The organism is Marinobacterium halophilum (assembly GCF_003014615.1).
Taxonomy (GTDB): Bacteria; Pseudomonadota; Gammaproteobacteria; order Pseudomonadales; family Balneatricaceae; genus Marinobacterium; species Marinobacterium halophilum.
Window position 1 is genome coordinate 39,745 of sequence record NZ_PYGI01000015.1, and the last position, 15,858, is coordinate 55,602.

General features: G+C 56.5%; 12 protein-coding genes. 2 read left to right on the forward strand and 10 right to left on the reverse strand.

Annotated features, from left to right (window positions below; translation table 11 throughout):
* Position 1: 1 nt before the first annotated feature.
* From CLV44_RS11120 to CLV44_RS11130, 3 genes are read right to left on the reverse strand one after another with little or no spacing between them, the layout of a single operon-like run.
* On the reverse strand, positions 2–1,654 hold the full coding sequence (locus CLV44_RS11120; protein WP_106592191.1) for a DUF1302 family protein: 1,653 nt from the start codon (positions 1,652–1,654) through the stop codon (positions 2–4).
* A 16-nt stretch (positions 1,655–1,670) separates the two neighbouring features.
* The gene (locus CLV44_RS11125) at positions 1,671–4,103 is read right to left on the reverse strand and encodes an efflux RND transporter permease subunit (RefSeq protein WP_106592192.1); all 2,433 of its coding nucleotides are present in this window, start codon (positions 4,101–4,103) and stop codon (positions 1,671–1,673) included.
* 21 nt (positions 4,104–4,124) lie between these two features.
* Complete coding sequence (locus CLV44_RS11130; protein WP_245912678.1) at positions 4,125–5,144, reverse strand: WD40/YVTN/BNR-like repeat-containing protein; 1,020 nt, start codon at positions 5,142–5,144, stop codon at positions 4,125–4,127.
* A gap of 448 nt (positions 5,145–5,592) precedes the next feature.
* On the opposite strand from CLV44_RS11130, the gene CLV44_RS11135 reads away from it, so the two are divergent.
* Positions 5,593–7,281: an arylsulfatase gene (locus CLV44_RS11135; protein ID WP_106592193.1), complete on the forward strand. Its 1,689-nt coding sequence runs from the start codon at positions 5,593–5,595 to the stop codon at positions 7,279–7,281.
* Positions 7,282–7,298: 17 nt separating this feature from the next.
* On the opposite strand, the gene CLV44_RS11140 is transcribed toward CLV44_RS11135, so the two are convergent.
* Entirely contained in the window at positions 7,299–8,252 is a 954-nt protein-coding gene (locus CLV44_RS11140; protein ID WP_146139997.1) for a helix-turn-helix domain-containing protein, read from the reverse strand.
* Positions 8,253–8,416: 164 nt separating this feature from the next.
* On the opposite strand from CLV44_RS11140, the gene CLV44_RS11145 reads away from it, so the two are divergent.
* The gene (locus CLV44_RS11145) at positions 8,417–10,507 is read left to right on the forward strand and encodes a tetratricopeptide repeat protein (protein ID WP_106592195.1); all 2,091 of its coding nucleotides are present in this window, start codon (positions 8,417–8,419) and stop codon (positions 10,505–10,507) included.
* Between the two features lie 65 nt (positions 10,508–10,572).
* Here CLV44_RS11145 and CLV44_RS11150 read toward each other — a convergent pair whose 3' ends face one another.
* The 6 genes from CLV44_RS11150 to CLV44_RS11175 are packed head-to-tail and all read right to left on the reverse strand — an operon-like array spanning position 10,573 to position 15,822.
* On the reverse strand, positions 10,573–10,764 hold the full coding sequence (locus CLV44_RS11150; RefSeq protein WP_106592196.1) for a 2-hydroxymuconate tautomerase: 192 nt from the start codon (positions 10,762–10,764) through the stop codon (positions 10,573–10,575).
* Between the two features lie 10 nt (positions 10,765–10,774).
* Complete coding sequence (gene dmpH, locus CLV44_RS11155; protein WP_106592197.1) at positions 10,775–11,581, reverse strand: 2-oxo-3-hexenedioate decarboxylase; 807 nt, start codon at positions 11,579–11,581, stop codon at positions 10,775–10,777.
* Complete coding sequence (dmpG, locus tag CLV44_RS11160) at positions 11,581–12,609, reverse strand: 4-hydroxy-2-oxovalerate aldolase (protein WP_106592198.1); 1,029 nt, start codon at positions 12,607–12,609, stop codon at positions 11,581–11,583. Before dmpG ends, dmpH begins: the two co-directional genes overlap by 1 nt.
* Positions 12,610–12,624: 15 nt before the next feature.
* Positions 12,625–13,536 carry an acetaldehyde dehydrogenase (acetylating) gene (locus CLV44_RS11165; protein ID WP_106592199.1) on the reverse strand — a complete coding sequence of 304 codons (912 nt, stop codon included), beginning with the start codon at positions 13,534–13,536 and terminating at the stop codon, positions 12,625–12,627.
* Between the two features lie 30 nt (positions 13,537–13,566).
* Complete coding sequence (dmpE, locus tag CLV44_RS11170) at positions 13,567–14,352, reverse strand: 2-oxopent-4-enoate hydratase (RefSeq protein WP_106592200.1); 786 nt, start codon at positions 14,350–14,352, stop codon at positions 13,567–13,569.
* Positions 14,353–14,361: 9 nt separating this feature from the next.
* Positions 14,362–15,822 (reverse strand): 2-hydroxymuconic semialdehyde dehydrogenase, encoded by a 1,461-nt coding sequence (locus CLV44_RS11175; protein WP_106592201.1) that lies wholly within the window; start codon positions 15,820–15,822, stop codon positions 14,362–14,364.
* Positions 15,823–15,858: the final 36 nt, after the last annotated feature.

Sequence of the window (15,858 nt, forward strand, 5' to 3'; positions counted from 1 at the left end):
ATCAGAAGCTGTAACGAACCGTGAACTGGAGCTCATCTTCATCGTTGGCCGCGCCGATCGGGCCATTGGTGAAACGGGCCAACGGCTCAAACTGCGGTGACGAATCGCCAAAGGCTGACGCCACACTCCAGGGGAAACGCTCTTTGCCGCCGGTCTTGAAATTGAGGCCGACGTTGAACATCCAGTGATTGTCCGGCGTCCATGACACACTTGGGGCATAGACCGTGGATTCGGCGGCAAAATCATGAGCAATGATGACCTGTGGACTCAGGCGGTTATTCTTGTAGAAGCCTTTGAACAGCAGGGTGGCGATCCAATTGTCTTCGTCGTTGGGCATGTCCGCTTCGTGATCCAGGATGTGCTCACCGAACAGCTGGGTGGACAGCAGGAACGCACTGCGGGTGCCCAGTTCAGGGATGATGATGTTCTTATCGAAACCGATCACGTAACGCAGCATATCGGTTTCCTTGTGACCATTGAGGTCCCGCGGCATCTCTTCGCCCTCGGTATAGGCAAGCTCCAGGCGCCAGACCGCATCCATATCCATGGAATAGTAATCAACGGAGCCACCCAGCAGGTTCACCCGCGGGAATTTGATGTCGAACACCCCGTCGGCAGCCGGGATTGGAGCACCCGGGGCAATCGGGCGGAAATGCAGCGATGGCAGTTGCTGGCGATAGGTCAGCGCATTCAGGGAGAAGGTTGCATCACCGTAGACACCCTCCCATTTCATACCCAGTTGGGTGTTGGCCAGGCTCCATTCAGGGTCTTCTACATCATGGATGATCGGTACAGGCTGGCTGTAGGGACCATTCGGAATCAACTGCAGATTTGCCGAGGATGAGAAGAAACAGCCCGCATCCAGAATACGGTACGGCTGGCCGCAGGTACCCAGGTTGTTGGGACGAAACTTGTCGAAATTCCACACCATGGACAGGTTGGAGTCATCAAAAACACTGTTCGGACCCATGCGCCACTCGGCGGTTAACATCCACTGCGGGATACGGATATCTTCCAGCTCGTCATAGATATTATGGCGTGAATAATCCACCGGGTTGATCACATCAAGTACGCGAAACAGATCCGTTTTACCCCAGATCACCTGCTGCTTACCAAGACGGACTGACAATATATCGCCGTTCCCCAGCTCCTTGTCCGCACTCACATAGAGTTCACGAATGAAATCCAGTTTGTTATTGAATTCAGGGAAGCGGGCATCGTTCTCGTCATGATCCATGTACCCATCCAGATTTCCGCACAGGGTTGGATCATTTTCGCAGGGAAAGGAAACACCCGGCGTCAAAATGGCCGTCGAGGTATCCTGGCCATGCCAGTTCTCTCCCAAATAGGCGTGGCGCGCGCCCTTGCCGAACTCATCATCGTTCAGATCGTACACACCGTCATAGGTACCTCGCAGTACCCCGTTAATCTGCAACGAGCGGAAGCTGTCGGACTCGAGTTTGGTTTCAAACTCCGCCTGTGCCGTATTGCGGAATTTGGAAATACCGACACCGTCCCGGTAGTAGGTCGCGTTTTCGACGTAACCGGCCCAGGTGGTTTCGGCCGCTGCGGCAGGCAGGGCAAACCCCGTACCCAATGCCGCCGCGATGCCTAATGCGAGATGAGAGAATGTCGTTGTTATTGTTTTCGACATGAGTATTGGCCCTTTTTTATGCCTTGGTTGTCATGACACAGAGTGCCTCTGCTTCGGAATCAGCGTGGATCACACCATCCTCGTCGGCATAGGCTTTACAGATGAACTTGGGTTTGAATACCAGCACCCAGCTGGGCACCAGCAACATGGCGGCAGCGCCATTGAGGACCACCATTACGATCAACAACAGAGCGGCTTCTGCCTGGAAACGGAGGTCGGACAGCACCACCCACATGACAATGCCAGCAATGAGGGTAATCGCAGTGAAGCTGACCGCCAGCCCGGTTGTACGGATCGCTCGGCGTACCGCCGCATGCAGGTCGTCCAGCACCACCATTTCCGAGCGGATGCGGTCCATCATGTAAATCGAGTAATCGATGCCTATGCCAACGCCGACGGCGATGATCGGTACCGTGTTGGAATTGATGCCCATCCCGCTCAATCCCATGTAGGCATAGGTCAACGTGGTCGCAAACAGCATCGCACCGAACATCATGGTACCGGCCATGATCGAGGCATAGAAAACGGTCACCATGGCGAAAATCAGCAGGAATACCAGCGGCAGTACCCAGAGGTTGGTCTCGAAGGCCGCTTCGTTTTGCGACGCAATCACACCGATGGTGCCACCGGCCAAGCGGATGGTCAGGCCATCCACCTTGCCCTCGTTCTCGGCGATCCACTGTTTGGCAGTATGGATAGCACGGCGAATGGTCTCGCCCTGATGGTCCTTGTAGTAGAACACCAGGTTGGCCACCCGCTCGTCACTGTCCACAAACTCTTTCAGTGCACCCGGAATCGGGTTCGACATCATGTAGGTGAACATCAGCCCGCCTACATACATGGGGTCATCCGGGATCTGTGCCCAGCGGGGGTCGTTGTTGTGCAGCAGACGGTTAACCTGCTTGACCAGATCCGGGATGCCCTTGGCGCCGCCGACACTCGGATCAAGCAACATGTGGCGCTCCAGATCAGCAAGAGCCTTGAGCACTTCGGGTCGCTTGATACCGCCCTTCTCGGCCGTTTCGGCAACAATGTACATCTCCTCGGAACCGGGGAAGCTGTCGTTGATCGCCTTGGACGAACGGTTGTAATCGTGATCCTGATACAGGATCGGCGAGCCCGGTTCGGACTCACCAATTACCACATGGGAAGAGAAGTAGAAGCCACCGCATAGCAACAATGCCGCAATACCCAGCGCCTTTTTCGCCGCTTTCTCGCCGCTGATCAAGTCGGCACAGACATAACCCACATTGCGGAACAGGTTGTGCTTGATCGTCGTGCTCTTCGGCTTTGGCAACACTGACAACAACAGCGGCACTGCGAGTAATACCGTAATGATGATACTCAGTGCCCAGATGGAGGCGTAGTGCGCCAGCTTGGTGTTGAGCGGGATGGAGCCAATGGCGATCAGCAACAGGCCAATGGCATCGGACACAACGCCCAGGCTGCCGGGACGGAACAGGCTTTCAAAGGTCAGACGCGCGGCCTGATGATGGTCATCAAGGGTATTCAGCTCCTGATAGTAGCGTTCCACCAGCTGAATGCCGTGCGACATGGCACGCGCGGAGATCAGAAAGGGAATCACCAAACTCAACGGGTCAAGGTTGTAGCCGAACATCGAGATGATCCCGATGCCCCAGATCGAGGAGACAATCACGCCCGCCAGCGGAATGAAAACGCCGTAGGCCTTGCGAAAGTAGAACACCAGCAGCGACAACATGATCAACGCGGTGAACAGGAAGATCTCGATGATCTGGCCCAGATACTGATACGCCCACCCCACCAACATCGGCTGACCGGTTACATGAATCATCACGCCGTTGGCCGCCTCCTGTTCGCGCATCTGCTGGATATGCTCGTACGTTGCAGCATAATCCAGCTTGCCCTCGATCAGCTGCGCCTTCACCAGCGCCATGTGCCGGTCGGGACTGACCAGCGGCCCCAGCACACGTGGATCAGCACTGACATCCTTGCGCAACTGGTCCAGCTGCTCGACACTCAGATCGGTATGTTCGGGGTTGTAGTAGGGTTCGGAGTTGACGTTGCCTTCAGGCGTCAGCCACACCTTGCGTGAGTTGCGATGCGTCACACTGGTGACCAGGTTGTGATCAACCCCCGGCAGGGCATCCACCGCTTGGGTAATGCGGTGAATGCGAGACAGCGCCGCGTTATCGAAGATGTCGTGCTCGGTGAATTCGACCCCGATAATGACCACATTGGCACCGCCGAACGACGCCTTGATATCGTTATGCAGCTCAATGTACGGGTGCGTCTGCGGCAACAGATCGGCAAAGTCCGAGTACATCTTTACGCCCGGAATCTGGGAGGCGAACCAGAGCGTCGCCAGCAGGATCAACGACAGAATCGTTTTGGGATGATTGAACAACTTCTGGTCGAAGTCGTGCAACCAGTGAGTAGCCTTATGGGCACTGGCAGATCGTTTATCCATGATAGAACCGTCGTGTTGTTATTATTGGATGGGCAGCGACATCAAGGTACCGGCACCACCGGCGACCAGTAGCTCTCCGTTATCCAGCACAACTGCAGAACGCAGCCAGACCGGTAACGCTGGGCTCTCCAATCGTTCCCAGTACTGGCCGCTACGGACTAACACAGTGCCGTTTTCTCCGACGGCGAATAGACCGGCGGACGTGTCGGCGAGACCGTACAGGGGAGCGGCCACCGGCGTGACCTCTGCCTGCCAGCTCACACCGCCGTCACGGGTGTGCATGATCTGGCCGTCCAGACCGACCACCCACCCGCGCTCCTCGGTGCGGAAGTGTGCTGCCTGGGGGTAGAAATCGTTGGGTATGTACTCGAGGGGCTGCCAGGTCTGACCGCCATCGTCGGTGCGGGCAACCAGACCAAACTCACCGGTGGTATAGGCTGTTTGCGTATCCAAGAACTGGATACTGGTCAGCATCGCATCTTCATTAAGCGTGGTTTCAAACCAGTTGCGCCCCCCATCATCGCTGCTGAGCAATGTCGAAAAGCTGCCCACCGCCCAGTAGCTGCCGTCAGGCGCACAGGTTGCGCCAAGCAGATTCTCCGGGGTCGGCAGGTCAATGGATTGCCATTGCTGTCCTGCCGCATTGGCCGTCCACAGCTGGCGCTCAAAACTCAGGGCAATCAACGAGCCATCGGGACAAACATCTACATCGATCAGATTGGGCCCATGACTCAGTGTTTGCCGTTGCCACTCTCCGGCATCACTGGCACGGGTCAACACCAGGCCATTGCTGCCAACGGCTACCTGGACCCGATCCGTGACCGCCAATGACAGAATCTGATCGGTACGACGTACGGATGTATTACGCTCACCGTCTATCCCAGCAAGGTCGAGCGGTGCTTCACACCCAGCCATCAGGAGAGGGCAAACAATCAGGGACAACACTTTCCAGGCATGCGGTACGCGTGGCAGTGAATGTAATGCGGACAGGCTTGCAGACAACGGGTCTGCAGAGGCGAATACTTTTGGTGGTTTCATCATTATTGTTCTTCTGGATGAATAGGCACAAACATCAGCTTCATATCGATAAAGCAACCGCTATGCCAAAACAGAAAAACAAAAAAAACAAATGAAATAAATAATATAAAACAATATGTTATGAAACAACCGCATCGTAAACGGATACATATCCGTGCATGTTTTCCGTCTCTCCATCAATACTACTTAATCAAATCATCAAAAAATGAAGGGGCATTTTCGCAAATCATCAAATGCTCAATATCGATATTTTTCAATCACTGAAGGAACTCGTGTACACCTCGATCGCCAGCCCTTTACACAACGACAATACTCGGCAGACTGGCGCAAATAAGTTGCGCAAACGTGACACGCCCTGCGCAAATCGGTTAACGCATACGCCCACACTGTGAGGATACTGAATGCGCTGCTCACGCAGCCTGTTCCCATAACAAAAATTAAAGGGCACTCCATGAACATAAGACATTCCTTCTGGCGCAAGGCCGCCCTTGCTGCCACCCTGCTGACCTCTTCCGCACTTGCCTCCGCCGCCGAACGGCCCAATATCCTGCTGATCGTCGCCGATGATTTGGGTTATTCTGATATCGGTGCCTTTGGTGGTGAAATCGAGACCCCAAGCCTGGACGAGCTGGCCTCCGAGGGTATTCGCCTCACCGACTTCCATACCGCCCCGACCTGCTCACCGACCCGTTCCATGCTGCTCTCCGGCACCGACAGCCACCAAGCCGGCCTGGGTAACATGGCCGAGCTGCTGCAGCCGGAACAGCAAGGCAAGCCAGGGTATGAGGGCTACCTGAATACATCCGTGGCAACCCTACCGGAAGTACTGCGCGACAACGGCTACAACACTTACATGGTCGGCAAATGGCACTTGGGCCGCAGCGAGGACAAGAGTCCGGCAGCGCGCGGTTTCGACAAGTCGTTTGCCCTGATCCAGGGTGGCGCCAGCCATTTCGACGACCAGCGCGCCATCATCAGCAAGGATCCAAAAGCGATCTACCGCAACAACGGCAAGAGTGTTGATCTGCCCAAGGGTTTTTTCTCATCCGATTCATACACCGACCTGATGATGGACTACATCGACGAGGATCTGGCACAAGACAAACCCTTCTTTGCCTACGTTGCCTACACCGCACCACACTGGCCACTACAAGCACCGGACGCCTTCCTGAAAAAGTACGAGGGCAAGTACGAAGAAGGATATGAGCAGGTTCGCCAGGCACGCCTGGAGCGGATGCACGAGATGGGCATTATCGATGCTTCAGTAACGGCTCATACCCCGATGACCCAGTTACCTCGCTGGGAAGAACTGAGCGACGAGCAGCGCAAACTTGAAGCCCGCCGCATGGAAATCTACGCCGCCATGGTGGACAACATGGATCACAACATCGGCCGTCTGATTGACTGGCTTGATGAGAAGGGCGAACTGGACAATACCCTGATCATGTTCATGTCTGATAATGGTGCCGACGGCAACAGCCCTGAAGTACTCCCTGGCAATAAGGCCTGGTTTGCCAGTGACTATGACAACAGCTTTGAAAATTTGGGACGTCCCAATTCCTACGTCTGGTACGGAGCTCAGTGGGGACAGGTCAGTGCCACTCCCTTCCCGCTGTTCAAGGGTTTCGCCTCTCAGGGCGGTTTGGTAGCGCCCGCCATCATGCGCCTGCCCGGTGCAAAGCTGGCCGGTCAGATCAACCACGAGTTTATCCATGTCAAGGATGTGATGCCCACCTTACTCGAATTCGCCAGCGCCAAGGACGTGGCAACCCCCTACAACGGCCGTGAAGTGTTGCCGATCCAGGGTCGTTCCATGCTGCCCACGCTGAAAGGGGAGAAAACAGAAGAACGCGCGGTGGGCTGGGAGCTGTTCGGCCGCTCGGCGATTCACAAGGGCGACTGGAAAATCCGTCTGCTGGAACAGCCCTATGGCAATGGCGAGTGGCAGCTGTTCAACCTGAAAAACGATCCAACTGAACGCCATAACCTGGCCCAGCAGGAACCGGAAAAACTGGCCGAACTGCTGTCCGACTGGGACGCCTACGTGCGTGACAACGGCGTGTTCCCGTCCGATCCGGAGAAGATGAAGAAGATCGGTTACAGTTTTACCACCTGTGTGTTTGATCGCTGTGTCGAGTAAATAGCATAAAGGTATGCTTAGCCCCGTGTGACCAGCGTACGCTGTCTCAAAGTCTGGGATGGCGTTTCGCCGTAATAATCCTTGTACAGCCGGGTAAAATGACTGAGATGGTTGAAACCGCACTGATACACCACGTCACTGACACTTCCCTGCGCTTGCTGCAGGCGCTGGTGTGCAAGCTCTAGTTTCTGCTGCAGGATGTAGCGCGCCGGTGAACAGCCGATGAACTGCTGAAAACCGGTTTCCAGTGAACGACGGCTACACCCTGCGATTTTCACCAGATCGGACACATTCAGGGGGTGCTCGATATGGGCCTTCAGCCAATCTACGGCGCGACGTAAATGTAATGGGAGGATATCAATTTGGGCTGGGATGGTATCGGTCAGCTGGTCGGACAGCGTCTCAATCAACAGGTTTTCCCAATGCTGCTGCATCACCGGCTGAACGTTACCCTCATTAATCTGGTGCTGGCTGGCCACACACTGCAGCAAACTGAACAGCGAACGCGCCTGCCGGCTCGACGAGCACAGGATTCTCAGTGCTCCAGAAAGCAGGCTTTCACTCTTAAGGCCGGACCAGGCCTGTACTGTCTCACTGTCAAAGGTAATGACGATGGCTGAGGTCCCTGCATCCCAGATCAAATCAGCTTCGGACCCGGGCATCATAATCAGTATCTCATTGGTCCCCAACGTACGGTTGATGTTGCAAACACGTATCGTACGGTTCAGCGGCAGTACCAGATGGCAAGTACTGAGCGCCCCGGAACGCACATGCACACGCTCGCCCCAACAGGCACCAAAAACAAAGGTCTTTTGCAATGGCTGCAAGGTGAAGCGATTGATGCTGCCGCCTTGTGACGTCAGAGGCTTGACCTCCCGTTCATCGATACGCGAATTCAGGAATGTCTGGACCTCATCGAAGTCACCAGACTCAAGACAGGTGTTATATGAAAAAGGCAATGCGCTGTTCATGGGAATCGGGCCGTTGTTGTTTTTGTTCTTTTTCAGCAAAAATCATACCCATATTTCGGCTATTTCCGAAACCTGCAATTTCGGTATCTTATGCTTCACAGCGAACCCGGTTGCAGATTTCGACATGTTGCTTTCGTTAAATCTTCAATTGTGGTGGGGCAGCAATGAATCATTTGATCACTTTTGTCAGTTTACTCATCCTACAGTTATTGCAGCCAGTCGTGGCCAATGAAGCCGAACGCTGTCTCCAGTGCCATGAACAGGAAACTCGTGAGTGGCAAGCATCCCAGCATGCCCACTCCATGCAGCCGGCCAGCACCAATACCCTGCTGGGCAATTTCGACCATGGCCACTTCGTCAGCGAAGGACTTGAGGCCGAGTTCTATCGCGAGGAAGGGCAATACCGCGTCAACCTGATCGAGGCCGGCCAAAAGACACGCTGGACGGTCAGTTACAGCTTTGGCATTTACCCGCTGCAGCAGTATCTGATCGACATCGGCGACGGCAAGCTGCAGGCGCTGAATATTGCTTGGGACAGCCGCAGTGCTGACGCGGGCGGCCAGCGCTGGTTTCGCCTGGATGATCCCGGGCACCAGCCCCCCGGCGCCCCGCTGCACTGGCGTGGGGTCTACCAGAACTGGAATAGCATGTGCGCCGACTGCCACAGTACCGGCCTGAGCAAAGCCTATTCACCGGGCCAGGACCGCTATGACACCCGTTTCGAGCAGATCAACGTCAGCTGCAGCGCCTGCCACGCCGACGCCAGCGTACATGCGCAGGCTGCTCAGCAAGGTCGCACCCTGCCAGCCGGGGTCGACCTGAGGGCCAGGGGAGCTTGGCTCACCGGAACCACGGAACAGAAACCGCAGCACACCGGCCCACTATCATCCTCCGCACAAGTCGAAACGTGTGGTCGCTGTCATGCGCTGCGTACCCGACTGGACCAGACCCCGAGCGGGCGCATCCATAACCAGTACCGTCTTAACCGCCTGCACAGCCCGCTTTACTTCCCCGATGGTCGGGTACGCGAGGAAGTGTTCGTGCTTGGTTCTTTCCTGCAGAGCAACATGCACCGCGCGGGTGTGGTCTGTAGCAACTGCCACAATCCTCATAGCGCACAACCCATCGCCGAGGGGAACGCGCTGTGCGGCCAGTGCCACGCGGCGGCCAGCTTTGACCGCCGCGAACATCACCGCCACCCGCAGGATTCGACCGGTGCTCAATGCATCAGTTGCCATATGCCCGAACGGACCTATATGCAGGTAGACCCGCGCCGGGAGCACAACTTCACCACGCCCAACCCAGTCACTGCACAACGCGCTGGTAGCCCCGACCCCTGTTTGGCATGCCACGATGACCAAAGCCGTGAATGGTCGATACAGCAACTGACGCAGCTCTGGCCCGACCATCGGGAGCGCGCCGACTGGTTCGAGATCCAGCAGGCCGACCTGCCCGCCATGGCCGCATTCATTGCCGACCCGGCCTCCGCACCGCTGTATCGCGCAAGCCTGCTGGAACAGCAGGCCCCGGCACTCGCCCAGATTGCCCCCGCGCTAATTCTGGAACAGCTGCAGTCGCCCAACCCTCTGCTACGTGAAAGCAGCTGGACAGCTGCCGCCAATCTGCCCGTATCGGCCGTGCGACCCCATGCCAATGCGGGCTTGCACGATGAGCGTCTAAGCGTGCGCCTCGCAGCGTTTGAAACCCTGCTGCGAATACGGGCTCTGCCCACGGAAGATACAGGGGTAAGACGGGAGTATGAAGATTACCTGACGCAGCAGGCAGACCGCCCGGCCGGGCGTACCCTGAGCGCCAGCTATGAGCTAACCACCCAACCGGCAATCGCCGAGCAGAACCTGAACATCGCCCTGCAGATGGATAACGCCTACCAGCCAGCCTATATCTTGCTGACCGAACTGCTGCGATCGCAACAGCGGTTTGACGAAGCCATTGAGCTGCTGAAGCGTGGGTTGGAAGTCATGCCGGACAACGCCAATCTGCACCACTTGCGCGGCCTGACCCGGCTGCAGCTGCGACAAATCCCGCCTGCACTCGACGACCTGGCCCTGGCTTGGCGACAGGCGCCGGATAATGCTGATTTCGGGTATCGCTACGCCTTGGCGCTATACCACACGGGTGACCGGGAGCGGGCTCACCTCCTGATCAGCCAGTTACTGCAACAATTTCCCCAACACCCAAGCATTGCCCGTCTTCGTGTCCTGCTGAAACCGGCACCGTCCGGACGCCCCAGATAAAAAACCCCGCCATAAAGGCGGGGTAAAGGAGACAAGCAACTGGAGTGTAACGACTAGGGCGTTGGTTAGCGCCCCAGCTTCCTGGCCGACTGGCCACCAATGCCGAAGTGCTGTTTGGGCATCTCGGTAATAATGACCCGGACATTGGCTTCCGGCGAATCCAGAGAGCGAGCAATGGCGCTGGTGACCTCTTCGATCAGCATCTCTTTCTGCTCATCACTGCGCCCTTCCATGATGTGGATCTGTGCAACAGGCATATAGACCTCCTCAGACGAACTTGCCGCTCAGAGTACCCAGGCCCTGATAACGCACCGTGAATGCATCGCCCTTATTCACCTGCACGGCCGCCGTGATCGCACCGATCATGATAAAGCTGCCAGCAGGCAGGCTTTCACCACGTTCAGCCATCATGTTAGCCAGCATCGCTACTGAAGCCGCCGGATGACCCAACACGGCAGCACCCGCACCGGTCTGAACCACTTCACCGTTAATTTCCATTACCACACCGATGTTTTTCAGATCAACATCAGCAATGTCAGCCATACGGCCACCGGTCACGAAACGGGTAGACGAAGAGTTATCAGCGATCACGCTTTTGAGGTCGAATTTGAAGTCCTTGTAGCGTGAGTCGATGACTTCAACAGCAGGCATCACGAAATCGGTGGCGCGCAGAACATCACCAATGTGAACGCCTGGCCCTTTGAGTTCGTCCTTGAGAACAAAAGCCAACTCGGCTTCGATCTTCGGGTGGATCAACTCATCATGCTTGATCTCGCCGCCTTCAGGTACGCTGAAGTAGTCGGCCAGGAAGCCATAGCAAGGCTGCTCAACACCCATCTGAGCCATCTTGGCCCACGAGGTCAGCCCCATTTTCATGCCGACAATCTTGTGGCCACGTTCTTCCTTGCGACGACGGATTTCCCACTGGATGTCGAAAGCATCCTTGTAGGTCATATTGGGAAAATCATCCGTGATCTTGGTGATCTCATAAGCTTCCAGTTCAGCGTTCTCACAATGAATCGCCAGCTCTTCAATCTGTGAGCGTGTCAGCTTGTTCTCGTATACTTCAGCCATTAGATCAACCCCTTCTCTTTCGCCATGGTCAGTGCCAGGTCTTCAATCATGTCTTCTTGCCCACCCACGGTGCCGCGACGGCCCAGCTCGACCAGAATGTCACGGGCCGAGATGCCGTATTTCTTTTCTGCACGTTCTGCAAACAGCAGGAATGAGGAGTACACACCGGCATAACCCAGGGTCAGTGCGTTACGGTCCACGCGGATCGGCTGATCCATCATCGGTACGATCAGGTCTTCGGCCACATCCATGATCTTGTACAGATCAACACCGGTCTCGACGCCCATCCGCTCCAGCACCGCGCAGAACACTTCCAGCGGCGTGTTACCGGCACCGGCACCCAGGCCTGCAACCGAGCCGTCGATGCGCGAGGCACCGGCTTCAATCGCCGCCAGTGAGTTGGCAATCGCCATGCCCATGTTGTGGTGGCCGTGGAAGCCCACTTCGATGTTGGATGGCAGTTCAGCGCGCAGCAAACCGATCTTGGCGGTCACTTCGTCCGGCAGCATGTAGCCGGCAGAATCGGTGGCGTAGATGCAGTTGGCCCCGTAACCAACCATCAGTTTGGCCTGTTCCAGAATCTTCTCCGGGCTGACCATGTGCGCCATCATCAGGAAGCCGACGGTGTCCATTTCCATCTTGGCCGCCATACCGATGTGCTGTTCAGACACATCCGCTTCGGTGCAGTGGGTGGCGACACGGATGGTAGAAACGCCGCAGTCCTTGGCCATTTTCAGGTGGTCGACCGTACCGATACCCGGCAACAGCAGCGCGGAAATTTTGGCGTTTTTCATCTTCGGCACAACGGCGCTGAGGTATTCCTCATCGCTGTGGGCCGGAAAGCCGTAGTTCAGTGAGCGACCGCCGAGGCCATCGCCGTGGGTCACTTCGATCAGCGGCATGCCCGCCTCATCCATCGCCGAGGCGATGCTGACCATCTGGTCAAGGCTGATCTGGTGGCGCTTGGCATGCATGCCATCACGCAGAGACATGTCGTGCAGCGTGACTGTTTTACCGTTCAAATTCATTGTCATCTCTCCCGCTTAGCCGCGTGCCGGCAGTGTGATGGTGCCGTTGGCCGCTTCTTCAGCGAACATCTCGGCGGTGCGCAGACCGGCTGCGGTCATGATGTCCAGGTTGCCGGCGTACTTGGGCAGGAAGTCACCCAGCCCTTCCACCTGCATGAAACAGGACACCTTGTTGCCATCAAAGATCGGGCCATTGACCAGGGTGTAACCCGGTACGTATTTCTGTACCTCTTTCACCATGGCGTGCACGGACTCGGTGATCGCGGCCTGATCAGGCTCGCTTTCGGTGAGGCAGTGGATGGTGTCACGCATCATCAGCGGCGGCTCGGCCGGGTTGATGATGATGATCGCCTTGCCCTCTTTGGCACCGCCGACCTTCTCAACGGCACCGGCGGTGGTGCGGGTGAACTCGTCGATGTTCTGACGCGTACCCGGGCCGACGGAGCGGGAAGAGACGGTCGCGATGATCTCGCCGTACTCAACCGGCTGTACACGGGATACGGCAGCGACCATCGGGATCGTCGCCTGACCACCGCAGGTGACCATGTTGACGTTCATCTCCAGGTTCTTGGCGTGGTCGGCCAGATTGACCGGCGGTACGCAGAACGGGCCGACGGCGGCGGGGGTCAAATCGACCATGATCACGCCCAGTTCGTTCAGCTTGCGGCTGTTCTCGGCATGCACGTAGGCCGAGGTGGCGTCGAAGGCCACACGGATGTCGTCTTCAATCACGTGCGACAGGATACCGTCCACGCCGGTGGCGCAGGTTTTGATGCCCATCTCTTCGGCACGCTTGAGGCCTTCGGACTCGGGGTCGATCCCGACCATCCACACCGGCTCGATCCACTCGGAGCGCTGCATTTTCATCAGCAGATCGGTGCCGATGTTACCGGGGCCAATGATGACCGCTTTCAGTTTTTTGCTCATGCTGTTTCTTCCTGTAATCAATTCGACCGATCAGATGAAACGGACAGATGCACTGCCGATGCCACCGATACTGACGCTCATGAAATCGCCCGCCTTAACCGGTTCAAGCGGTACCAAAGAGCCGGACAGAATCACTTCACCCGCTTTCAACGGGATGCCGAATTGACCCAAGGTATTGGCCAACCAGGTGACGCAGTTCACAGGGCTACCCAGTGCAGCGGCGCCAGCGCCGGTACTGATAATGGAGCCGTTCTTCTCGACTACCATGCCGCAGGTCGCCAGATCGACCTTGCGCGGGTCAACCGCACGGTCTCCCAGCACGAACAGACCACAGGAAGCATTGTCCGCCACGGTGTCCTGTATCTTGATGTCCCAGTTCTCGACGCGGGAATCAACCACTTCGAAGCACGGGATAACGCAATCGGTCGCTGCCAATACGTCTGCATTGGTGATGCCCGGGCCCATCAGATCTTTTTTCAGGATGAAAGCAATTTCGCCTTCAGCCTTGGGCTGCATCAGACGCTCGGAGATCGGCATCTCTTCGCCTTGGCTGAATGCCATGGAGTCGGTCAGGTAACCGAAGTCGGGCTGGCCAACTTTCAGCATGTTCTGCACCGCTTTGGAGGTCAGGCCGATCTTCTTGCCAATGACTCGCTCACCCGCTTCAATGCGGCGTTCCAGCATGCGCAAGGAGATATGGTAAGCATCATCGATAGTGATATCGCTGAAACGCTCGGTCAACGGGCGCACCGGTGTACGGTCAATCATTGCCTGATAGAGTTCGTCACCACAGGCCTGAATCAGTTGCTTGTCCATCGTCTCTCCTCAGAGCTTGATGCAGATATTTTTGGTTTCGGTGTAGAACTCGAGACCGTGTACACCGCCCTCACGTCCAATACCGGACTGCTTGGCACCACCGAACGAGGTACGCAGGTCACGCAGGAACCAGGAGTTAACCCAAGCCAGACCCACTTCCATCTGCTCAGCAACGCGAACGGCACGGGCAGAATTCTCGGTCCAGATGGCGCATGCCAGGCCATAATCAGTGTCATTCGCCAGTGCAATTGCTTCGTCTTCAGTATCGAACGGGCGAATATGGCAGCATGGGCCAAAGATCTCTTCGCGAATCACGCGGGCATCATCTGACAAGCCCGTCCAGATGGTCGGCTCGATCCAGGCACCATCGTTGAGCTCGGCACCCATGTCCGGAATCCCGCCACCGATCTCGACGGTCGCGCCCTCTTCACGGGCCAGGTCGTAGTAGTATTTGACCTTGTCGCGGTGTTCGAGGCTGACCAGCGGGCCAAAGTTGGCTTCCTTGTCTTCCGGGCGACCCAATTTCAGCTTGGCAACCTCTTCCTTCATGCGGGAGAGAAATTTCTCGAAAACCGGACGTTCGACATAAACCCGCTCGGTACCCAGACACACCTGGCCGCAGTTAACGAAGGCAGAACGCATGGTGCCTTCCACGGCTTTCTCAATATCACAATCGGCAAAGACGATGCCCGGGTTCTTGCCGCCACACTCCATGGAGATGTTGCGCAGTCCCACTGATGCGGCACGCATGATCGCTTCACCGGTACGGGTTTCACCGGTAAAGGTAATCGCATTGACTAACGGGTGTGTGGTCAGGAATTCGCCAGCAGACTGAGGGCCAAAGCCATGCACTACGTTAAACACACCTGCCGGCACGCCACACTCGTTCATGACTTCACCGAGCAGCGTAGTCGTCGCAGGGGTTTCTTCAGAAGGCTTCACGACCACGGTGTTACCACAGGCCAGTGCCGGACCAACTTTGAAGGTCATCAACAGCAGCGGCAGGTTCCACGGAGAGATTACGGCAACGACACCCTTGGGTGTACGGTGGCCGACATTCAATGCACCTTTTCCATCCGGGGTATCCATGCGGAACGCTTCGGTCGGGTGGTTGGCCAGTGTTTCGGAAAATGCCTTGAAGTTCGCAGCGCCACGGGGGATATCAATATGGCTGGCGATAGAGCGCGGCTTACCGGTATCACGGCATTCGGCTTCGAGGAACTCGTCGAAACGTTCATTGATACGGTCCGCAACCTTGTTCAGCAGATCAGTTCGCTGTGCCTGGGTCAGCTTGCTCCAGGGCCCCTTCAACGCCGCTTTGGCAGCACGTACGGCGGCATCGACTTCAGCTTCGCCGGCTTCATGGATCATGCCGATCAGGCTGTTATCCACCGGGCAACGGTTCTCGAAGGTCTTGCCGCTGGCAGATGCGACATACTCACCGTTGATAAAGTGTTTGAACTCTTTCATGGCTCACCTTGATCTGTCTCGGCCGGCCGCAAGCGC